Raw genomic sequence first — 22004 nt, forward strand, 5'->3', positions numbered from 1 at the left:
CCGCTGATCATCGCCATCGACGCCGGCCACGGCGGCCAGGACCCGGGCGCCATCGGCCCCAACGGCAAGCGCGAGAAGGACGTGACCCTGGCGGTCGCGCGCGAACTCGCCCGTCAGGTCAACGCCACCCCCGGGCTGAAGGCCTACCTGACCCGCGATACCGACGTGTTCATTCCGTTGAACCGGCGTGCGGTGCTCGCGCGCCAGGCCAAGGCCGACATGTTCGTTTCCATCCATGCCGACGCGGCGCACAACCACAGTGCGCGCGGCGCCTCGGTCTACGTGCTGTCGCTGCGCGGCGCGACCTCGCAGCGTGCGCGCTGGCTGGCCGACAAGGAAAACGCCTCCGACATGATCGGTGGCGTGCGCCTGCAGGAGACCAGCAACACCCTCGCCAACGTGCTGATCGACCTGACCCAGAGCGGACAGATGAAGGCGTCCGAGGAAGCGGCCGTGCACGTGCTCGACAGCCTTGGCCGGATCGGCCACAAGCGTCGGGTCGAGAAGGCCAACTTCGCGGTCCTGCGCACCTCCGACATGCCGGCGATGCTGGTCGAGACCGGCTTCATCTCCAACCCGGAGGAGGAGCGCCTGCTGACCAGTCCGGGGCATCAGCGCAAGCTCGCCGCCGCGGTGCTGGAGGGCGTCAACGCCTACTTCGTGCGGCAGCCGCCGCCGGGCACCCTGTACGCGGCCCGTGCCAGCGCCGAGATCGCGGGTGCCAGCGGGCCGGGCGGCAGCCCGTAGCCACGAGCGCGCACGGCTTCGTTATCATCGCAGTCCATCGGGCGACGACACCACGCCGTGCCGTTGCCCGCAGGCAGCCGATGAGAAGCACGTGACGATCCGACAACTCCCCGACATCCTGATCAACCAGATCGCCGCCGGCGAGGTCGTCGAGCGGCCGGCCTCGGTGGTCAAGGAACTGGTCGAGAACGCGCTCGATGCCGGCGCCAGCCGGGTCGACATCGATCTGGAGGAGGGCGGGGTGCGGCTGATCCGCATCCGCGACAACGGCGGCGGCATTGGCGCCGACCAGTTGGCGCTGGCGGTGTCCCGGCACGCGACCAGCAAGATCGCTTCGCTCGACGACCTCGAGGGCGTGGCCACGCTCGGTTTCCGCGGCGAGGCGCTGCCGTCGATCGCTTCGGTCAGCCGCTTCGCGCTGAGTTCGCGGCACGCCGACAACGAGCACGGCCACGTGCTGGAGGTCGACGGCGGCCGGGTCGGCGAGGTGATGCCCAAGTCGCACCCGCAGGGCACCACGGTCGAGGTGCGCGACCTGTTCTTCAACACGCCGGCGCGGCGCAAGTTCCTGCGCGCGGAACGCACCGAGCTCGGGCACATCGAGGAGTGGTTGCGTCAGCTCGCGCTGGCCCGTCCCGATGTCGAGTTGCGGGTGACCCACAACGGCAAGCCGTCGCGACGCTGGAAGGGCGAGGGCTCGCTACTGGACGGCGCGGCGCTGTCGGACACGCGCATCAACGAGACCCTGGGTGAAGAGTTCGGTCGCAACGCGCTGCGTGTCGACCATGCCGCCGCCGGCCTGCGCCTGCACGGCTGGATCGCGCAGCCGGCCTACAACCGCGCCAGCACCGACCAGCAGTACCTGTTCGTCAACGGCCGCGCGGTGCGCGACCGCAGCGTCGCCCACGCGGTCAAGCAGGCCTACTCGGACGTGCTGTTCCACGGCCGCCATCCCGCCTATGTGTTGTTCCTGGAACTGGATCCGCGCCGGGTCGATGTCAACGTGCATCCGGCCAAGCACGAGGTCCGTTTCCGCGACGCGCGGCTGATCCACGACTTCGTCTATCGCACCCTGCACGAAGCGCTGGCCGGCACCCGCGCCGGTACCGCGGCCGGGGTCGGCACCGAACGCGCCGACGAGGCCGGAATGGCGCCGCCGCCGTTCGCCGCGCCGGTGCAGCAGGGCGGCACGATGCCGGCGCCCGCCAATACCGGCTATATGCCGCAGACGCCGCTGGGGCTGCAGGTCGCCGAGACCCGCGCCGGCTATGCCGCGCTCTATGGCAGCCGCGGCGGCGGCACTGCCAGCGCGGCGACGCCGGTGCAGCCGCAATCGCTGCCCGACAGCGGCGATGCGACCTTGCCGCCGCTGGGCTACGCGTTGGCGCAACTGCACGGCATCTACATCCTCGCCGAATCGGCCGAGGGTTTGGTGGTGGTCGACATGCACGCGGCCCACGAGCGCATCGGCTACGAGAAGCTCAAGAACGCCCACGACGGCGAGGGCCTGAGCACGCAGCCGTTGCTGGTGCCGGCCACCCTCGCGGTGTCCGAACGCGAGGCCGATGTCGCCGAGCGCGAGGCGGCGACGCTGGGCGAGCTGGGATTCGAAGTGACCCGCAGCGGTCCGCAGTCGCTGACCCTGCGCAGCGTGCCGGCGCTGCTGGCGCACGGAGACGTCGAGGCGTTGTTGCGCGATGTGCTGGCCGATCTGCGCGAACACGGCGAGTCGCGCCGGGTCGCCGCCGCGCGCGACGAACTGCTGTCGACGATGGCCTGCCATGGCGCGGTGCGCGCGAACCGGCGTCTCACTCTGCCCGAGATGAACGCCCTGCTGCGCGAAATGGAGGCGACCGAGCGTTCCGGTCAGTGCAATCATGGGCGCCCGACCTGGGCGCGCTTCAGCCTGCCCGAGATCGACCGATGGTTCCTGCGGGGGCGCTGAGTTTCAGAGGGGCGAGACATGATCGGCAACACGAACGGTAACCGGATTGGCATGAGGTGGATGACGATGGGCCTGTTGGCGATGGGCATGACCCTGGGCGGCTGCGGCGGCGATTTCGCCGACTCCGGCGAGGACGCCGCAGCGGCGGCGGCGAAGGCCGCGGCCAGCGCGTTCCAGGCCGAGCAGCAGCGCTGGCGCGAGCAACGCGCGGCACGGCTGACCCAGCCCGACGGCTGGACCTCCCTGATCGGCCTGCACTGGCTGGAGCCGGGGCCGCATTACATGGGCAGCGATGCCGACAACGGCATCCGCCTGGCGGCCGGTCCCCATCACATGGGCATGATCGAACTCAAGGGCTCCGGGCAGATCCGCTTCGTGCCGGAGAAGGGCGCGGAACTGACCGTGGACGGCGAACCGCTGACCGCGACGACGATGCTGCGTGCGGACAGCGATCCGGCCGGCCCGAGCGTGATCGGTTTCGACGAGGGCAAGGGCCTGCTGACCGTGCTCAGCCGGGGCGACCGTTACGCGCTGCGGGTCAAGCATGCCGACGCGCCGACCCGCAGCGGGTTCAAGGGCATCGACTACTGGCCGGCCGACGAGAGCTGGCGGATCCAGGGCCGCTTCATCGCCCATCCGCGCGGCAAGACGCTGCCGATCGGCAACATCGTCGGCACCACCGACGATGTCTCCAATCCCGGTGCGGTCGAGTTCGAGCGCGACGGCCAGAGCTACCGGCTGGAGGCGCTGGACGAGGGCGGCGAAGAGTTGTTCCTGGTGTTCGCGGACCGCACCAGCGGCCACGACAGTTACGGTGCCGGGCGCTTCCTGTACGCGGCCAAGCCCGACGTGCAGGGACGCGTGCAGTTGGACTTCAACCAGGCCTACAACCCGCCGTGCGCGTTCACCGCGTTCGCGACCTGCCCGCTGCCGCCGCTGGAGAACCGGATCGACCTGGCGATCACCGCCGGCGAGAAGACCTACAGCTACTCGGCCAAGTAAGGCCCTCGGCCGGCCGCGTGCCGGCCGGCAGTACCCCGGGGTCTCCCCCCGGACAACGACCTGGAACGTCCTTTCAAGAATCCGACAAGGAGACTCATGCGCCCCCGTCATCCGTTCGTCGCAGCCGTGCTGGCCACGGCTCTGTCGCTGGCTGTCCTGCCCTCTCTCGCGAAGTCGCCGACGGCGGTCGCGGCCAATCCCGCGGCCGAGGCCGCCGCGCCGCCTGTGCCGTTGTTGTGGCAGGTGTCCGACGACGACAACACGGTCTATCTGCTGGGCTCGTTCCACATGCTCAAGTCCAGCGACTATCCGCTTTCGGACGACATCCAGGCCGCGTTCGACGACGCCGAGCGGGTGGTGTTCGAGGTGCCGCCCGACCAGGTCAACGATCCGGCCAATACGACCAAGTTCCTGCAGGCGGCGGGTTTCGCCGACGGTCGCAAGCTCAGCCAGGTGCTGGCGCCGGAGACCTACGACAAGCTCTCGACGATGATGGCGGCGGCAGGACAGCCGGTCGCGGCGGTCGAGCGGTTCGAGCCGTGGTTCGTGAACCTGTCGCTGGTGATGGGAATGGCGCAACCGCTGGGCTTCAGCGGCGCCCACGGCCTGGACAATCACCTGATGCAGCTGGCCGGCAAGGCCGGCAAGCCGGCGTCGGGCCTGGAGTCGCTGGATCATCAGCTCTCGGTGCTCGACGGCGCGCCGATGGACGAACAGGTGCTGGGGCTGAGCGAGCTGGTCGAGGATCCGGCCGCGGCCGCGCGCGAGCTCGACAAACTGCACCAGTCCTGGCGCCAGGGCGACCTCGAGGCGCTGCGGCGCTATGCGATCGAGCAGATGAAGGAAAAGACCCCGGAGACCTACCGGCTGGTCAATATCGAGCGCAACCAGGCCTGGCTGCCGCAGCTGCGCGAGATGCTCGATGGCGAAGGCGAGGACGATGTCCTGGTCGTGGTCGGGGCGATGCACCTGGCCGGCGATGATGGCCTGATCGAAGGCCTGCGCGAGGCGGGCTACCGCATCGAGCGCATCTGCTCGGCCTGCAGCGCCGACTGACGGACGGCCGGGGCTCCTCCCGACCGGGGGAGGCCGGGCTGCGTGGGGATCGCGAACGCGCGCTTATTCGCTGACCACCGCGTCGGTGTCGGGCTCGATCATCGGCCGCGCCGCTTCGACCAGTTGCACGAAGCCGCCGCGCTGGCCCGAGCGATCGTCGCCGCGGGCACCGCGCGCGGTCGCCAGCACCTGGTCCCAGCCCCAGCCGTCGAAGCGGCTGCCGCCGCGCAACAGGTCGGCGAAGCCGGCGACCGAGGCGGCGAAGCGCAGCGAGGGACTGGCCTTCGCCTGCAGTTGCGAAGCGCGGATCGGGGTTTCGATCAGACGGCTGTCGTCCTCCCCCGGGCGCTTGTAACGCAGGCGCAGGTGGGCGAGCTCCGGGCCCCGCGCCGCGGCGTCGGTCCGCGTGGCGTCCTGCGCGCCATAGCGCAGCGCCGGCAGCCGCTCGACACCCGAGCCGACCGGGGTGATCTCGTACAGGGCGGTGACCTCGTGACCGGCGCCGATGTCGCCGGCATCGACCTTGTCGTTGGCGAAGTCCTCGCGCGCGAGCACGCGGTTCTCGTAGCCGATCAGACGGTATTCGGCGACCCGGGCCGGGTTGAACTCGATCTGGATCTTGACGTCGCGGGCGATCGTCAACAGGGTCGAACCCATTTCCTCGACCAGCACCCGGCGCGCTTCCTGGGCGCTGTCGATGTAGGCGTGGTTGCCGTCGCCGACGTCGGCCAACTGCTCGGCCAAGGCGTCGTTGTAATTGCCGCGGCCGAAGCCCAGGGTGGTCAGGGCGATGCCGGACTTGCGCTGGTCGCCGACCAGGGTCTCCAGCGCGTTGTTGTCGACGGTGCCGACGTTGAAGTCGCCGTCGGTGGCGAGGATCACCCGGTTGACGCCGTTGTCGACATAGGCCTGCCGCGCCATCGCATAGGCCAGGCGGATGCCTTCGCCGCCGTTGGTGCTGCCGCCGGCCTGCAGCTGTTCCAGCGCGGCGAGGATCTCGCCCTGGCGATCGCCGGGGGTCGGCGGCAGCACCAGCCCCGCCGAGCCGGCATAGACCACGATCGAGATGCGGTCCTGCGGGCGCATTTCGCGCGCCAGCATCGAGAACGCGCGCTTGAGCAGCGGCAGCTTGTCGGGGGCGTTCATCGAGCCGGAGGTGTCGATCAGGAAGACCAGGTTGGCCGGGGGCAGGGTGGTCTTGGGGACCTCGTAGCCCTTGATGCCGACCATCAGCAACTGCCGCTTGGCGTTCCACGGTGCCGGCGCGAGTTCGGTCGAGACCCGGAACGGTACTTCGCGGCTGGCCGCGGCCGGGTGGCCGTAATCGAAATAGTTGAGGAACTCCTCGGCGCGCACCGCGTCGGCCGGCGGACGCATGCCGTCGCCGATCATCCTGCGCACATTGGTGTAGCTGCCGGTGTCGACGTCGATCGAGAAGGTCGACACCGGTTGTTCGCTGGCGCGCTGGACCGGATTGTCGTCGCGCTCGGCGTATTTCTCGGTGTTGGCCGGCTGGCTGTAGTACGGCGGCGAGGGCGGGGCCGGCGGCGGTGCGTAGGCCATGGCGGGGGCCGGGGCCGACAGGTTGGCCTGCGGCACTTCCACCTTAGAACGACGGGCGCGGGCGCCGGTGACCTCGACCCGGTCCAGCGATTCCGATTCCTCGCGCAGAGCCTTGGCCTTGTAGTCCTGCCGACGCGCTTCGGCGGTCTGCCTCGCGGCTTCGGCCGGGGTGGGGGCGACTTCGGTCCTGGCCGGGGCATCGTCGTTCGACTGCGGTCCGGCCGACTGGCAGGCGGCCAGCAGACAGGCGGCGAGGGCGGCCGCGAGAGGGGCCCGACGGGCGATGAGGTTCATGCAGTGCTCCCTTGCGTGGTTGGCGTTCATGGGCTTCAACGCACGGCCGCGGCGAACGGGGTTGGCGGGACGCGCGAACGCCCGACCGCCGCCATGGGGTCGGCGCGGCGTCCGCCCTCTGAGCTGCGGCCACCCGCTTTTGCCGGAGCGGCGCAAGCCGCGATGAAGCCTTCATGGGAAGGCCCGGTCGCAGCTTACGCAGCTCCTACGGGGGCGATACCCATTGTCTTGTAGGAGCGGCGTGAGCCGCGATGAAGCTTTCATGGAAAGACCCGGTCGCGGCTTACGCCGCTCCTACGGGTGAGCGCGTGGCTCAGCCGCGGATCACCAGCAGTTTTGGCTCGGTCATGTCCTCGATCGCGTAGCGCACACCCTCGCGGCCGAGGCCGGAGTCCTTGATGCCGCCGTAGGGCATGTTGTCGACGCGGAAGCTGGGCACGTCGCCGACCACCACGCCGCCGACCTCCAGACGATCCCAGGCGCGCATGGCGTGGGACAGCTGACCGGTGAACACGCCCGCCTGCAGCCCGAAGTCGCTGTCGTTGACCGCGTCGATCGCCGCGTCGAAGTCGTCGAACGGTTCGATCGTCGCGACCGGGCCGAACGCTTCCTGTCGATACAGCGCGCAGTTTTGCGGCACGTTCTCCAGCAGGGTCGCCGGGATCATCGTGCCCTCGCGCGGGCCTCCGGCCAGACGGCGGGCGCCGCCGGCGCGGGCCTCGTCGATCCAGGATTCGATCCGCTGCGCGGCCGCCTCGTCGATGACCGGTCCGATGAAGGTGGCCTCCTCGCGCGGGTCGCCCATCGACAGCTTCGCGATCGCCGCCTTGAGCTTCTTGCGCAGCTTGGCGTAGATGTCCACGTGCGCATAGATGCGCTGCACGCTGATGCAGCTCTGGCCGCTCTGGTAGTAGGCGCCGAACACCAGTCGCTGGACCACGTGGTCGAGGCTGGTGCCGGGGTCGGCATCGACGATGCAGGCGGCGTTGCCGCCCAGCTCCAGGGTGACCTTCTTCTTGCCCGCGCGCGCCTTCAGGTCCCAGCCGACCAGGCCGCCGGTAAAGCTCAGCAGGGCGATGCGCGGGTCCTCGATCAGCAGCGCGGCGTCCTCGTTCGAGCACGGCAGCACCGAGAAAGCGCCCTTGGGGAGATCGGTCTCGGCCAGCACCTCGGCGATGATCAGCGCGCCGATCGGCGTCTTCGCGGCCGGCTTGAGCACGAACGGACAGCCGGCGGCGATCGCCGGGGCGACCTTGTGCGCGACCAGGTTGAGCGGAAAGTTGAACGGCGTGATGAAGCTGCACACGCCGACCGGCACCCGCCGGGTCATGCCGCGGTAGCCTCGGGTGCGTTCGGAGATGCCCAGCTCCAGCACCTCGCCACCGAGCCGGGTCGCCTCGCCGGCGGCGAGGCGGAAGGTGTCGATCAGGCGGGTGACCTCGCCACGGGCGTCGCGGATCGGCTTGCCGGCCTCGATGCACAGCGCCAGCGCCAGTTCCCCGGCACGTTCCTCGAAGCGGCGCACGCAATGCTCGAGCACATCGCGGCGCTTGTCCGGCGGGAACGCCGCCATCGCCGGACGCGCCTTGTGCGCGGCGACGATCGCCTTGCGCACCACCGCGGCATCGGCATAGGAGACCCGCGCGGCGCGCTTGCCGCTGTACTTGTCGAGCACGTCCAGCACGGTCTTGGCGGTGACCGGACGGTTGGCCAGGTAGTAGGGATAGTGCTTGGCAAAAGCGGGCTTCTTGGAGCGGGGCTTCTTCAAACCGGTGCCTCCGATGCGTTCGACCGGCCACACACTAGCGCAACGCGGGTCGCGGATGCGTGGAGCCTGTCATGATCGGTGCCGACCGGAACCCGAAAGCCGGTGGGAGCGGCGTAAGCCGCAATGAAACGCTGATGGGAAGCTCCAATCGCCGCTCCTACGAAAAGCGGTCGCCTGCCCCGTAGCCGCCTCGGCGCGGCCTGTGCCGCGACGGCGTCCACGTTCACCGCCGCGCCTTTTCCCTGTAGGAGCGGCGTAAGCCGCGATGGGGCTTTCCGGAGCCACGCTCACGGCGCGGTCGCTTCCCGCGGGCGTGGCGATCAGCGCGAGGCGTCGTCGCCGTCGGATTCGACCCGCACCCGCAGGCTGCCGTCGGACAGCCGCGTCTGCAGCCGGTCGCCGGGCGCGGCATCGAGCACGCTGCGGACCACGCGGCCGTCGTCGTGCTGCACGATCGCGTAGCCGCGCGCGACCGTCGCCAGCGGACTGACCGCCTCCAGCGAGCGCGCCAGCCCGCGCAGGCGCAGGGCCTCGTGCGAGAGCCGGCGGCCGATCGCCGCCTGCGGGCGCGGCGCCAATGTCTGCAGGCGTTCGCGCAGACGTTCGATCCGCCGTTGCGGGTGTGCGCCGCGCAGCACCGTTGCAGCGTGACGCAGGGTCGCGCGTTCGCGTTCGCTGCGTTGACGCCACGCGGCCTGCAGGCGACGCAGCGCCTCGTTCTGGCGCTGGCGCAGGGCCTCCAGCCGGGCTTGCGGACGCAATGCGTTCAGCCGCAGCGCGGCGCGATCGGCACGCTGGATCGCCTCGCGCAGGCGCAGCCCCTGTTGCTTGTCCAGACCGCGGGCCAGCGCCGCCAGGCGCTGGCGCAGGTCGTCCTGGCTGGGCACCAGCAATTCGGCTGCGACCGAGGGCGTCGGCGCGCGCAGGTCGGCGGCGAAGTCGGTCAGGCTGAAGTCGATCTCATGACCGACCGCCGACACCACCGGTACCGGGCAGTCGGCGACCGCACGGGTCAGCGCCTCGTCGTTGAACGCCCACAGGTCTTCCAGCGAACCACCGCCACGGGTCAGCAGCAGCACGTCGAAGCGTCCGGATGCCGCCGCCGCGCGCAGCATCGCGGTGATCTGCGCGGCCGCGCCATCGCCCTGCACCTGCACCGGCAGGACCTCGACATCGGCGAGCGGGAAGCGCCGTGCCAGCACGCTGAGCACGTCGCGCACCGCCGCGCCGGTCGGCGAGGTGATCACGCCGATGCGGCGGGCGAAGCGGGGCAGGGGGCGCTTGCGCGCATCCTCGAACAGGCCCTCGGCCTGCAGCCGCGCCTTGAGCGCCTCGAATGCCCGTCGCAGCGCGCCTTCGCCGGCCTCCTCCATGTGCTCGAGCACCATCTGGTACTCGCCGCGGGCCTCGTACAGGGTGACCCGGCCACGCACGCGCACGTGCAGGCCCTCTCGCGGCTGGAACGTCAGCCGGCCGGCCTTGGGCCGGAACATCGCGCAGCGAACCTGGGCGCGCGCATCCTTGAGGGTCAGGTACAGGTGACCGGACGCCGGCCGAGCGACGTTGCCCAGCTCGCCTTCGACCCAGACCAACGGGAAGCTGTCCTCCAGCAGGTTGCGCGCGAGCGCGTTCAACTGGCTGGGGGTCAGGGTATCGGGCGTCGTCATCGGACGGGCACCCTACACCCGGGGCCACGGTACGTCGACCCTGGTCGCGGCGGCGCGGCCGGTCGACGCCTGCGTCCGGATGTCGCAGGATCGCAGTGCCCAGGCATGCTCCAATAGGGCTCCGTGGATGAGGGAACGACGATGTCCGCAACCGCTTCCATCCTGCGTGTGCAGGCCATGCTCGGCCTGCTGGCGTTGTCGGGATGCTCGCCGGCGCCCGCGCCGGTCGCCGCGGAGCCGCTGAGGATCGAGCCGCTGGCGTTGCCGGCCGGCGGCGGCGCGGCCCAGCCCGACCTGGTCGCGACCCCGATGGGCGATTGGCTGCTGAGCTGGGTCGAGCCGGTCGCCGGCGACGCCGGTGGGCAGGCGCCGCTCCGGCACCGGTTGCGCCTGAGCCGGGCCGGGCCCGGACAGGACTGGTCGGCACCGGCGACGATCGCCGAGGGCGCGGACTGGTTCCTCAACTGGGCCGACACGCCGCACGTCTATGCCTTGCCGGACGGCTCGTTGTGGGCGCACTGGCTGCGCAGCACCGGACCGGCGCGGATGGATTACGGCATCGACCTGGTCCGCTCCGGCGACGGCGGTGCCCGATGGTCGGCGCCGCAACGGGTGCACCTGGCCGACTCGGCCGGCGATCATGGCTTCGCCAGCTTCTGGCCGCAGGGCGGGTCGACCCTCGGCATCGCCTGGCTGGACAGCCGGCAGAAGGCGGCGGCGGGGCAGAGCGGCCACGACGGTGGCGATGGTCATCATGGTGGTGGCGCGGCGATGATGCTGCGCGCGGCGCTGTACCAGGGCGACGGTCCGGTCCGGAGTGCCGAGTGGCCGCTGGATGTTTCCACCTGCGACTGCTGCACCACCGACGCGGCGGTCACCGACCGCGGTCCGGTCGTGGTCTATCGCGGACGCACGGCCGGAGAGATTCGCGACACCCGTATCGTCCGTCTGGAAAACGGTGCCTGGACCGCGCCGCGCGACGTCCATGCCGATGGCTGGATGATGCCGGGCTGCCCGGTCAACGGGCCGGTGGTCGAGGCGCGCGGCAACACCGTCTGGGTCGCCTGGTATACCCAGGCCGACGGTATGCCGGAGCTGCGCCTGGCGCGTTCGGACGATGCCGGCGACCATTTCTCGGCGCCGGTCACCGTCGCCCGCGGCCCGCAGGTGCTCGGACGCGCGGCGCTGGCGCGGGTCGGCGACCGCCTGCTGGTCGCGTGGCTGGAGGAGGCGCGGGCGCAATCGCTGCAACTGGCCCGTTATCGCGCCGACGATCTGGCGGCGACGCCGGAGCGCCGGCAGGTCGCGGTCCTGGCCGCGCGTGGCCGCGGCAGTGGCATGCCCCGTCTGGCCGCACAGGGCGGCGAGGCGCGGGTGGTGTGGACCGATACCGTCGACGGTGCGCCGGTGCTGCGCGGAGCTCGCGTCTTCCAGTAGCGATCTTCCAGCGCCACCTTGCCGTCGCCGTGTTGCGGGCCGGGTGCGACACTGCGTCACATCGGCACGGCGGGGGGCAATGCCTAGGCTGCGCGGGTTTTCGTCGAAGGAATCCGCCATGCCCCGCCTGTCCCTCCGCCGCGCACCGCTGGCGGTTGCGCTCGTATCCGCACTCGCCGGCCCGGCCCACGCCGACGAGGCCGGGGACGTCCAGGCGACCACCCTGGACCGGGTCGAGGTCACCGGGCAGGCCCTGCCGAACGACGGCCGCGCCAGCGGCGCGACCGCGCTCGACGTCAGCATCCAGCAGACCCCGGCCGCGGTGACCGTGGTCGGTCGCGACCTGCTCGACGCCCGCGACGTGCGCAGCACTGCCGAGGCATTGCGTGCGGTGCCCGGGCTGGACGCGGTCGCGCCGCCGGGCAACGGCAATGCGGTCAGCTATCGCGGCTTCTCCGGCTCGCAGGTCTCGCAGTTGTTCAACGGCATCGACGTGCGCTACGCGACGATCGCCGCGCGGCCGGTCGACGCCTGGATCTACGAACGGGTTGAGGCGGTCGGCGGCGCGTCGACCTTCCTGCATGGCGCCGGCGCGGTCGGCGGTTCGATCAACTACGTCACCCGCGTCGCCGACCTCGACGAGGATCGCGCCGAAGCCAAGGCCGGTTATGCCTCGCACGACAGCATGTTGCTGGCCGCCGGTGGCAATCGGGTGCTGGACGATGGCCGCCAGGCCGTGCGCGGCGACATCAGTGGGTCCGACAGCGACGGCTGGGTCGACCGCAACGACCGCGAATCGCTGACCTCGGCGCTGTCCTGGGCCGCGCGCCTGGGCGAGCGCGTCACCCACACCCTCGCGCTGGAATACCAGAAGGAGGACAGCGCCCGGGTCTACTGGGGAACGCCGGCCTTGCTGAACGATGGGCGCCTGAGGGTGCTGCCCGGCAGCGAGACCCGCAAGTACAACGTCGGCGACGGCTACTACAAGCAGCAGGTGCTGTGGGCGCGCTCGATGCTGGACTGGCAACCGTCCGGACGCAGCCGCCTGCGCAACACCGTCTATCACTACGACGCGCTGCGCGACTACCGCAATGTCGAGTGCTACCGCTACAACGACGACCTCAGCGCGGTGATCCGCTCCTGCGGCCTGTTGCAGCGCCACGACCAGCAGGTCTACGGCAACCGCCTGGACTGGCGCTGGGACGGCGAGCTGGGCGGGCGCGCATCGCAATGGGCGGCTGGGCTCGACCTCAACTACAACCGCCAGACCCGCTTTCCGCAATCGCTGTCGGGCGACCTGGACGTGGTGCCGGTCGATGCCTCGACACCGGGTCGCTATTTCGACTTCCCGGGGGCGGCGCAGCGCTTCGTGCCGCAACGGACCAACCGCGTGCGCGGGCAGGCGTTGTTCGTCGAGAACCTCACCGCGTTGGGCGAGCGCTGGTCGCTGATGTCGGCACTGCGCCAGGAGTGGATCCAGCTCGACCTGGAAAACCACCAGGCGGCCGGCGCCAGCAATCCCGCGCGCCATTCGCACCGCTACCGCGCGCTGACCGGACGCCTGGCGCTGGACTACGCCTTCGCTCCGGGCTTCAATGCCTATCTGCAGCTCGCCACCGCGGCCGACCCGCCGTCCGGGGTGCTCAGCACCGCCAGCTACTCGGCGGTGCGCGACTTCGACCTGACCACCGGCCGCCAGGTCGAACTGGGGGCCAAGGCGCGCAGCGCCGACGGCCGCTACTGGGGCACCCTGGCGGTCTACGACCTGGTGCGCGAGAACCTGTCCACGCCCGATCCCGACCGCGCCGGCGAAACCCTGCCGGTCGGACAGCAGTCGGGCACCGGGGTGGAGCTCACTTTCGGTCTGCGCCCGGTGCAGGGTCTCACCGTCGAGGGCAACCTGGGCTGGGTCGATGCCAGCCTCGACGACTTCCACGAGAACGTCGGCGGCGTGCCGATCTCGCGCGCCGGCAACACCCCGCGCAATACCCCCGAGAAGGTCGCCAACCTGTGGGTCGAGCATGCGTTCGCGCCCGGCTGGTCGGCCGGCGTGGACCTGCGCGCGGTGTCCGCCCGCTATGCCGACAACGCCAACACCATCCGCAGCGCCGGCTATGCCCTGTACGGCGCCAACCTGAAGTGGCAGTGGAGTCCGCGCACCACCGTGACCCTGCGTGCGCGCAACCTCGCCGACCGGACCTGGATCGCCTATGCGAACAACGCCAACATGGTCTATCTCGGCGAGCCGCGCTCGCTGGAGTTCAGCGTGCATACGCGGTTCTGAGCGCGATCGCGAGGGGACGCGCGCCGTGCTCGGTGCGTCGTGCCCGGCGCGTTGGACCTACTCCGGATCGGGCTTGCGTTCCGGACCCGGGCGCTTGCCCAGCTTGCGTTGCAGCGAGCGCCGGTGCATACCCAGCAGACGGGCGGTGGCGGAGATGTTGCCGCCGGTTTCCTGCAACGCCTGCTGGATGTGTTCCCACTCCAGCCGTTGCAGCGGGATCATCCGTTCCGGCGCGGCCTGGGCGTCGCCGCCCGGCGCCGTGTCCGCCTCCAGCCCCAGCGCCCGCAGGATCATGGCCACGCTGGCCGGCTTGGGCAGGTAGTCGTCGGCACCGCGCTTGATCGACTCCACCGCGGTGGCGACGCTGGCGTAGCCGGTCACCAGCAGGATCCGCATCCGCGGGTCGAGCGCGCGCAGCGGTTCGATCAGCGACAGCCCCGAGTCGGCGCCCAGCTTGAGGTCGAGCAGGGCGAAGTCGGGTGCCTCGCTGCGGGCCAGCGACAGGGCGGCATCGGTATCGTGGGCGATCGCGGTCTGCAGGCCGCGCCGGGCCAGGCCGCGCTGCAGCATCCGCGCGTACAGCACGTCGTCGTCGACGATCAGGCCGCGGGGCAGGGGCGGCGTGTTCATCGCGACGGTTCCCGCAGGGGGCGCTGCGCGGGCGGCTCGACTGGCAACTCGAAACGCACCCGCAGGCCGGGCTCGGCGTGGCGCATGCTCAGGTGCCCGCCGAGGCGGTCGACGGTCGCGTGCGACAGCGCCAGACCCACTCCCATGCCGTCGGGCTTGCTGCTGCGGAACAGACCGTCGGGCGCGAACGGCAGCGCCTCGTCGAAGCCGTCGCCATGGTCGCGGACCTCGCCGGACAACCAGCCGCGTTCGAGATCGGCATCCAGACGCAACTCGACCCGCTCGCGGCCGGCCGCATGGCCGGCGTCGGCGGCATTGTTGAGCAGGGCCTGCAACAGATGGCCGACCGCCGCCTCGACCCGCAACTGCGGCGGCAGGCGGTCGTCCAGCATCAGGGACACCTCCGGCCGCACCAGTTGCCAGCGCTCGACCACGTCGCCCAACCGTACCCCGGGAGCGTGGCCGGGATCGGCGGGCGAGGCGAGTGCGCGGACCCGGTCGCGGCACTGGTCGATCAGTGCGCGCAGGGTGGTCGCGTCGGCGGCGATGTCGGGTTCGCGCCCGCCGGCCTCCTCGGCGATCTCGTCGGCGAGCAGGGTCATCGTCGCCAACGGCGTGTTCAGCTCGTGAGCGACCGCGGCGGCATGGGTGGCCAGCGCGACGATGCCCTCGTTGCGGGCGAAGCGCTCGCGCAGCAGTGCCAGTTCGCGTTCCTGGCGGCGCAGCGCCGATACCAGCCGCAGCGAGAAGAACAGCACCACCGCGGCCGACACCACGAAGTTCACCGCCATCCCCCACAGGTGCAGGTTGAAGGCGTCGCCGTGCAGGTGGGGCAGCGGTCGCGCCAGCAGCGTCGCCAGGGCGAAACCGAGCAGGCAGGCGGCGGCGGTCGCCCACACCCAACGCGGCGGCAGTGCCGGCGCCGCCAGCGCGATCGGGATCAGCAGCATCGAGCTGAACGGGTTCGCGATCCCGCCGCTCCAGGCCACCAGCCAGGCCAGCACCGCGATGTCGACCAGCATGTGGGAGAACACCGTCGCCGGTGCCGCCGTCGGCCGCCGCGCCACCCGGCTGGCCCATACATTGAACAGCGCCAACGCCGCCACGCCGCCCCACAGCGGCGGCGCCGGCAGGGCGATCTCCAGCGCTACGGTGCTCAGGGCGATGCTCAGGGCCTGGCCGGCCACCGCGTACCAGCGCAGCGTGCACAGTGTTCGCAGGAAGGAGGCGGGTGCGGCGGACATCGCTGCATATGCTAGTGCAGCCGCGTCGGCGCCGGCTGCGTCAAGCTGTCGCAGTCCCGGGGGAACGATATCCGGCTGCGCCCGGATATCTCCCAAAGTTTGCTGCGCAAACCTTGGGCCCCGCCGTTGCGCCTCCAGACCCCCATTCGCGCTGCGCGCGAATCGCCCCCTGACTCAGGGGGGAACGATATCCGGCTGCGCGCGGATATCTCCCAAAATTTGCTTCGCAAACCTTGGGCCCCGCCGTTGCGCTGCCACACCCCCATTCGTGCCTGCGGCACGAATCGCCCCCTGACTCAGGGGGCTGGGTCACACGCGACCATGCCGTAGGAGCGGCGTAAGCCGCGATGAAGCCTTCATGGGAAGGCCCGGTCGCGGCTTACATCGCTCCTACAGGACCATTGGGCGCCGGTGGTAGGGCCCGGGTCATCGGGCCCGGCTAGAATAGGGGTTCGTCCCGATCCGCCGTGCCGATGAACGCCGTCCCCAGCCCGCTTCCCTGTGCCACTCCCGCCTTCGGTCCCGCGCCGCGCCGCGACACCGTCGGCGTCGATATCGGCAGGGTCACCGTCGGCGGCGGTGCGCCGGTGGTGGTGCAGTCGATGACCAATACCGACACCGCCGACGTCGCCTCCACGGTCAAGCAGGTCGCCGAGCTGTGGCGCGCCGGCTCGGAGCTGGTCCGGGTCACGGTGAATACCGCCGAGGCTGCCGCCGCGGTGCCGCGCATCGTCGACAAGCTGGCGATGATGGGGATCGAGGTGCCGATCATCGGCGACTTCCACTACAACGGCCACCAGTTGCTGACCGCCGAGCCGGCCTGCGCCGAGGCCCTGGCCAAGTACCGCATCAATCCCGGCAATGTCGGCTTCGGCAAGAAGAAGGACGCCCAGTTCGCGACCCTGATCGAACTGGCGATCCGGCACGGCAAACCGGTCCGGATCGGCGCCAATTGGGGGTCGCTGGACCAGGCGCTGGCGGCCAGGCTGATGGACGAGAACCACACCCTGGCCGAGCCGCGCGAGGCCGCCGAAGTGCTGCGCGAAGCGTTGATCCGCTCGGCGCTGGACTCGGCCGCGCGCGCGCAGGAGATCGGCCTGCCGGCCGACCACATCATCCTCAGCGCCAAGGTCAGCGGGGTGCAGGAACTGATCGCGGTCTACCGCGAGCTGGCCCGCCGTGGCCGCTATGCGCTGCATCTGGGCCTGACCGAGGCCGGCATCGGCAGCAAGGGCATCGTCGCCTCCAGCGCCGCGCTGGCGGTGCTGATGCAGGAAGGCATCGGCGACACCATCCGCATCTCGCTGACCCCCGAGCCGGGCCAGGCGCGCAGCAACGAGGTCATCGTCGCCCAGGAACTGCTGCAGACCCTGGGCCTGCGCGCGTTCACCCCGATGGTCACCGCCTGCCCGGGCTGCGGCCGCACCACCAGCACCTTCTTCCAGGAGCTCGCGCAGCAGGTGCAGTCGCACGTGCGCGCGAAGATGCCGGAGTGGAAGGTGACCCACCCCGGCGCGGAGAACCTGACTCTGGCGGTGATGGGCTGCGTGGTCAACGGGCCAGGCGAATCGCGCCACGCCAACATCGGCATCTCGCTGCCGGGTACCGGTGAGGCGCCATCGGCGCCGGTGTTCGAGGACGGCGAGAAGACCGTGACCCTGCGCGGCGAGGGCATCGCCCGCGAATTCGTCGAGCTGATCGACCGCTACGTCGAGCGCAAGTTCGGCGCCGGTGCGGATGCCTGATCCGCGGGCGCGCGACGGCGCGCTTCCACCATCGCCGGACGCGCAGACAAGCGACGAAGGCCTGCGGCATCCCTGGCGGACCCTGGGCGGCGCGACCGCGGGCCTGGTCCGTTTCGTATTCCGTCACTGGCGGCGGCTCGCACTGGCCTTCGTCGGCGTGCTGTTGCCGTTGTGGGGCTTCGCCGAACTCGCCGAGGAGATCCACGAGCACGGCACGGCCGGTTTCGACGAACCGATCCTGCGCGCCCTGCAGCAACAGCATGGCCCGGCACTGGACCGATTCTTCGTCGCGATCAGCCAGCTCGGTTACCAGTACGGCGTAGTGCCGTTCGACATCCTGCTGGTGCTCGCGCTGAGCCTGCGCCGCCACCTGCGCGAGGCGATCTTCGCCGGCCTCGCCCTGGCCGGCTCGGGCCTGCTCAACGTCGCGACCAAGCTGCTGTTCGCGCGCGAGCGTCCCGACCTGTGGCTGTCGATCGCGCCCGAGCACAATTACAGCTTTCCCAGCGGTCACGCGATGGGCTCGATGACCCTGGCCTGGGTGCTGATCCTGCTGGCCTGGCCGACCCGCGCGCGCTGGTGGACGATCGCCGCCGCGTTGTCGTTTGCCTGGCTGGTCGGCGTCTCGCGTCTCTACCTGGGCGTGCACTTCCCGACCGACATCCTCGCCGGCTGGGCCGCCGCCAGTCTGTGGGTGGTGTCGGTGTACCTGGTCGCCTTCCACGGAGCCCGACCCTGGGGACGCACCCGCGACTGACCAGCCCGCGAGGGGGCAGTGGCCGATTCGCAGCGTCTCAACCGTCCCCGTAGGCGGCCGCCGGCTCCTGCACCTGCGATGCCGCGACCGTCACATGCGCGCGCAGCCAGTCGGCGAAGCCGGCCTCGTCGAGACTGCCGTCGGCGAGGGCGATGTATTGCGGATACAGCTCCAGGTCGCTGGCGCCCAGACGCGCGCCGTTGAGCAGCAGGAAGGTTTCGCAGGCGACCGCCGCAGTCCGCTTGTTGCCGTCGACGAACGGATGATTGCGAGCCAGACCATGGGCCAGCGCCGCGGCGAGGTCGGCCAGATCGGGTGGGGGATCGCCATAGGCCTGAGCCTGCAAGGGCCGGGCCAGTGCCGATTCGAGCAGGCCTTCGTCGCGCACGCCACTGCCGCCGCCATGTTCGGCCAGTTGCCTTTCGTGGATGGCGATGATGAGGGGCTTGCCGATCCAGATGATCATCTTGGCGCCCTCCGTTTACTGCGCGAGCTTGTGCAGCAGGGTGCGGCGCTTGCGCATGACCTCTTCGGCCACTTCCATCTGCGCCGCCAGCTCCGGATCGAAGGTGGTCAGCCGGATCCCGTCCGGCGTCTCCAGCGCATACAGCGCGTCGCCCTTCTCCAGGCGCAGCCGGGCCAACAGCTCCTTGGGCAGGATGACGCCGGCGGAATTGCCGATGCTGGTGATCTTGAGTTTCATCGTGGCCTCCTTTGTTATAACCAACGTTATACCGCCGGGCGCGGTGCCGCAAGTCGCGGTCCGCTGTGCGGCGCTGCGGTCGGGGGCCCGGCCTTGCGCCGCTTCGAGCCTGCCGCGCACGACCTTTGCCGGGGGCGATGGCTTATCCTGATGCGCTCGTGGGGAATCTGCGGGTCGCGTAGAGTGCGTCGTAGTCAGCCGTCGGCGACTGGTCACAGGAGTGAAGACGTGGACACCGATTTGTTACACCGTCATGCGGCCGACTACGTTGCCAGGCTTTCCAGGCCGAGTGCCCAGATGGCGGACACCATGCGCGAGCGGGCTCAGCGGGTTGCGTACTATCAGTCGTGGACCGCTGATCGCCTGCGCGAAATGAGCGAGGAGCAGTTGCTGGAGTACCTGTCCAAGCTCTGGGCCATGCTCATCTGGGGCAACAAACAGTACGTGGTCGACAAGCTACTGGCCGGGCACGGACTGGCGGTTGTACGCGAGGAAATCGCGTGTTTGTTGTGGAGCGACGCGCCTATAGCGGCGCGCTGGGAGCGGTTCCGCGGCCGCATCAAGGGCATGGGGCCGGCGATGATGAGCGAGTTGTTGTCCCACGTCCATCCACAGTCGTACCTGCTCTGGAATCGGCGTGCTTACGTGGGCTTGGACTATCTGGGCGTTTCGGGCCTGCCAAAGCACAACTATCAGGTCACGGGCAGCAAGTACGCCGAGCTGTGCGAAGTCGGCAAGCGTCTGGCCAGGGAGTTGCGTACCGCAGGGGTGAAGGACGCGGATCTGCTCGACGTGGATTACTTCATCTGGGAGGAGCTGCAGGTCGAAGACAACCTGAGCCGGATTGGCAAAAAGGAATCTTCTGCGCAGATGTCGCAGGAGGTCGCTCAGGCGGATTCGGAGACCGCGGAGTTCATCCACAACGAAGTGAAGGAAAAACTCGCCGACATCGGTCAATGGCTTGGATTTTCCAGCAAGACCGAAGTCAAGGTGGCGGATGGCTCGGTGGTGGATACGGTATGGGAGTCCACCATCGGCAACATGGGCCGGGTGATCTACGTGTTCGAGGTGCAGACCAAGGGCTCGGTGGACAGCCTGCTGATGAACCTGCTGAAGGCCCTGAACAACGCGGCCGTGCAAGGGGTGGTGGCTGTTTCGGACACAGGCCAGCTCGATAAAATCAGGAAGCACGCGGCGGGCGTGGCCGTGCTACGCGAGAAGTTGAGGTACTGGGACTACACCGACGTTCTGGCTACGCACGAGGCGTTGGAGGGCGTGAATGCCTCGATCAATCAACTGGGGCTGGTGCCACAGGGGTTTGCGGGCAAGTGAGCGCGGTAGCGATCGGGCTCAATGATCTGCTGGAGAAGGCCGGGCTCGACCCGAGGCGGGTCATGGTCATGCGCCATCGCCCCACCGAGAAGGCACTGCGCGACGCGCTGCCGACCTTGGCGGCCGAACGGCATGAGATCTACAACGCCTACCAGTGTCAGCACGGAGAAACGGTGGAGAACGCCTTGGCCAAGGCGAGTCACCTGGTGTCCTTCATCGGACACCAGGCGGGACGGGCTATGTTCATTGGCCTGTATGAGGTCGCTGGGTTCAAGCGCATCGATGTGAAGCAGTACTGGCGAATGCCAGGCAACGCTGAACTCAGGGCGCTGGGAACACGGGGGCCGAAGGATTGGCGTTCACCGCTCTGGTTCGACCTGCAGTTGCAGCCGGAACTGGCGGAACTGAAAGGTCGGCTGGTGGTGACGTGGCCGGGCATCGAGCGTTCATGGTGGCGTTGGGCCAGCCGCAATCACTTCGCTGTTCATTGCATCCACGAGGAAAGTCGCCTGTTGCGCCCAATGCCGGCGTGGAACGAGCTGGTGCTGGGCTGGACCGACCTGAAGTTGCTGCCGGAAAGCTGGCGGCAGGCGCTGTCGCATTGGCGTGGCGTGTACTACATCTTCGACACATCGTTGAAACAAGGCTATGTCGGCTCGGCCAGCGGTAGCGAGAACCTGCTAGGGCGGTGGAAGGGATATGCCGTCAGCGGTCATGGCGGCAACCGCCTGCTGAAACGGTGCAATCCCGAACATTTCGTGTTCAGCATCCTGGAACGGGTTTCGCCGGACATGGATGTGGCGGAGGTGGTTGCCATCGAAAATCTGTGGAAGCAGCGCCTGCATACACGGGCGCCGCAGGGCCTGAACGACAACTAGGCAAGCGGTTGCTACGAAGCTCTCTTTTCGTCTGCTGTCGGGCCTCACCTCAGAACCCCGGCTTCGCCTCCTGTGGGAGAAAGCATAAGTTGGCCGCCGCGCCTTGTGGGATCGCTTGAAAAACATGCTATATCAATAATTTAGGTGTTCTATAGTGACCTGCCCCCGATAGCCGTACCAGTCATTCCTGACGAAGTCCGGGATTGAAGGTTACTGCCTTGTGGGCCTGTTGTGCTCGATGGCTGGCTGCGAACCGTGCTGGCGGGGCACGTCCGCAACTACTGTGGGGCCTGACTTCGTTGTAGTCGCGGCGCCACTCCGCGATTCAACCGGCGGCCATTGGCCAGGGCGTCGCTCACGAAATCCATGCTCCAGACCTCATTCGGCGCGGCGGCGATCTGCGGCCGCTGACGTTCGCCGACCGGGCGTTTGGCCTTTCGGCGACGGCGCACGGCCAGATTCGCCTCGCGATACAGACGGTAGATGCGTTTGTGGTTCACGTCGGGAAACTCCGGGCGCAGCAGGTCGTGGATCCGCCGGTAGCCGAACCGGCGACGTGCCTGGGCCAACTCGATGATCCGTGCCGACAACGCCTGCGTCGCCGCCGACGGCGCGGGCGGGTGGCGAAACGCATCGCGGGACAGCCCCGAAAGGCGGCAGGCCCGGCGCTCGCTCACCGCAGTGTGGTCGAGCATGCGTCGGACCGCCTCGCGCTTGCGTTGCGGGGCTAGCGTTTTACCCCGAAGCCGACCTTCAGCGCTTCGATGTCCAGGTGGGCCTCGGCCAGCAACCGCTTCAGCCGGTTGTTCTCAGCCTCCAGCTCCTTCAGTCGCTTGGCGTCTTCGGCTTCCATCCCGCCGTACTTGGCCCGCCACTGGTAGAAGCTGGCCGGGCTGAAGCCGTGCTGGCGGGCCAGCTCGGCGACCGCCATGCCGGCCTCGACCTGCTTCAG

The 22004-nt window shown here is 69.5% G+C and carries 18 protein-coding genes and 1 pseudogene; 10 read left to right on the forward strand and 9 right to left on the reverse strand.

What is annotated here, in order from left to right; all coding sequences use genetic code 11:
* From FKV24_RS07080 to FKV24_RS07095, 4 genes are all read left to right on the forward strand, one after another.
* Positions 1–747 (forward strand): N-acetylmuramoyl-L-alanine amidase (locus FKV24_RS07080; RefSeq protein WP_141481879.1); only part of this gene is annotated, 747 nt, incomplete at its 5' end.
* Between the two features lie 91 nt (positions 748–838).
* On the forward strand, positions 839–2692 hold the full coding sequence (gene mutL / locus FKV24_RS07085; RefSeq protein WP_141481880.1) for a DNA mismatch repair endonuclease MutL: 1854 nt from the start codon (positions 839–841) through the stop codon (positions 2690–2692).
* Positions 2693–2743: 51 nt separating this feature from the next.
* Positions 2744–3694 carry a DUF1684 domain-containing protein gene (locus FKV24_RS07090; RefSeq protein ID WP_141481881.1) on the forward strand — a complete coding sequence of 317 codons (951 nt, stop codon included), beginning with the start codon at positions 2744–2746 and terminating at the stop codon, positions 3692–3694.
* 96 nt (positions 3695–3790) lie between these two features.
* Positions 3791–4750, forward strand: coding sequence for a TraB/GumN family protein (locus tag FKV24_RS07095; protein ID WP_141481882.1), 960 nt, complete (start codon positions 3791–3793; stop codon positions 4748–4750).
* Positions 4751–4813: 63 nt separating this feature from the next.
* On the opposite strand, the gene FKV24_RS07100 is transcribed toward FKV24_RS07095, so the two are convergent.
* The 3 genes from FKV24_RS07100 to xseA all read right to left on the reverse strand — a co-directional run bounded on the left by FKV24_RS07100 (position 4814) and on the right by xseA (position 10042).
* Entirely contained in the window at positions 4814–6607 is a 1794-nt protein-coding gene (locus tag FKV24_RS07100; protein ID WP_141481883.1) for a vWA domain-containing protein, read from the reverse strand.
* A 313-nt stretch (positions 6608–6920) separates the two neighbouring features.
* A complete protein-coding gene (locus FKV24_RS07105; protein ID WP_170288238.1) occupies positions 6921–8375 on the reverse strand; it encodes an aldehyde dehydrogenase family protein in 1455 nt (484 codons plus the stop codon).
* Between the two features lie 320 nt (positions 8376–8695).
* Positions 8696–10042, reverse strand: coding sequence for an exodeoxyribonuclease VII large subunit (gene xseA / locus FKV24_RS07110; protein WP_141481884.1), 1347 nt, complete (start codon positions 10040–10042; stop codon positions 8696–8698).
* A gap of 141 nt (positions 10043–10183) precedes the next feature.
* On the opposite strand from xseA, the gene FKV24_RS07115 reads away from it, so the two are divergent.
* Together FKV24_RS07115 and FKV24_RS07120 are read left to right on the forward strand one after the other, a co-directional pair.
* A complete protein-coding gene (locus FKV24_RS07115) occupies positions 10184–11479 on the forward strand; it encodes a hypothetical protein (protein WP_141481885.1) in 1296 nt (431 codons plus the stop codon).
* Positions 11480–11597: 118 nt separating this feature from the next.
* On the forward strand, positions 11598–13763 hold the full coding sequence (locus tag FKV24_RS07120) for a TonB-dependent receptor (RefSeq protein ID WP_249040951.1): 2166 nt from the start codon (positions 11598–11600) through the stop codon (positions 13761–13763).
* A gap of 57 nt (positions 13764–13820) precedes the next feature.
* Here FKV24_RS07120 and FKV24_RS07125 read toward each other — a convergent pair whose 3' ends face one another.
* On the reverse strand, positions 13821–14393 hold the full coding sequence (locus FKV24_RS07125) for a response regulator transcription factor (RefSeq protein WP_141481887.1): 573 nt from the start codon (positions 14391–14393) through the stop codon (positions 13821–13823).
* Positions 14390–15637, reverse strand: a complete 1248-nt coding sequence (locus FKV24_RS07130) for an ATP-binding protein (protein ID WP_141481888.1) — start codon at positions 15635–15637, stop codon at positions 14390–14392. The genes FKV24_RS07125 and FKV24_RS07130 overlap by 4 nt, the downstream gene beginning before the upstream one ends.
* 473 nt (positions 15638–16110) lie before the next feature.
* On the opposite strand from FKV24_RS07130, the gene ispG reads away from it, so the two are divergent.
* On the forward strand, positions 16111–17382 hold the full coding sequence (gene ispG, locus FKV24_RS07135; RefSeq protein WP_141481889.1) for a flavodoxin-dependent (E)-4-hydroxy-3-methylbut-2-enyl-diphosphate synthase: 1272 nt from the start codon (positions 16111–16113) through the stop codon (positions 17380–17382).
* On the forward strand, positions 17375–18139 hold the full coding sequence (locus FKV24_RS07140) for a phosphatase PAP2 family protein (RefSeq protein WP_141481890.1): 765 nt from the start codon (positions 17375–17377) through the stop codon (positions 18137–18139). The genes ispG and FKV24_RS07140 overlap by 8 nt, the downstream gene beginning before the upstream one ends.
* A 37-nt stretch (positions 18140–18176) precedes the next feature.
* On the opposite strand, the gene FKV24_RS07145 is transcribed toward FKV24_RS07140, so the two are convergent.
* Positions 18177–18605 carry a type II toxin-antitoxin system death-on-curing family toxin gene (locus FKV24_RS07145; protein ID WP_141481891.1) on the reverse strand — a complete coding sequence of 143 codons (429 nt, stop codon included), beginning with the start codon at positions 18603–18605 and terminating at the stop codon, positions 18177–18179.
* Positions 18606–18620: 15 nt separating this feature from the next.
* Positions 18621–18842, reverse strand: coding sequence for an AbrB/MazE/SpoVT family DNA-binding domain-containing protein (locus FKV24_RS07150; RefSeq protein WP_111266755.1), 222 nt, complete (start codon positions 18840–18842; stop codon positions 18621–18623).
* Positions 18843–19070: 228 nt separating this feature from the next.
* On the opposite strand from FKV24_RS07150, the gene FKV24_RS07155 reads away from it, so the two are divergent.
* Complete coding sequence (locus FKV24_RS07155; RefSeq protein ID WP_211371813.1) at positions 19071–20174, forward strand: hypothetical protein; 1104 nt, start codon at positions 19071–19073, stop codon at positions 20172–20174.
* Complete coding sequence (locus FKV24_RS07160; RefSeq protein ID WP_249040952.1) at positions 20171–21052, forward strand: GIY-YIG nuclease family protein; 882 nt, start codon at positions 20171–20173, stop codon at positions 21050–21052. The genes FKV24_RS07155 and FKV24_RS07160 overlap by 4 nt, the downstream gene beginning before the upstream one ends.
* 181 nt (positions 21053–21233) lie before the next feature.
* Here FKV24_RS07160 and FKV24_RS20210 read toward each other — a convergent pair whose 3' ends face one another.
* The gene (locus FKV24_RS20210) at positions 21234–21377 is read right to left on the reverse strand and encodes an integrase core domain-containing protein (RefSeq protein ID WP_425481590.1); all 144 of its coding nucleotides are present in this window, start codon (positions 21375–21377) and stop codon (positions 21234–21236) included.
* 1 nt (position 21378) lies between these two features.
* A pseudogene (locus tag FKV24_RS07165) lies at positions 21379–22004 on the reverse strand (transposase); the annotation flags it as partial.

The sequence above is a fragment of the Marilutibacter maris genome (assembly GCF_006546735.2).
Taxonomy (GTDB): domain Bacteria; phylum Pseudomonadota; class Gammaproteobacteria; order Xanthomonadales; family Xanthomonadaceae; genus Marilutibacter; species Marilutibacter maris.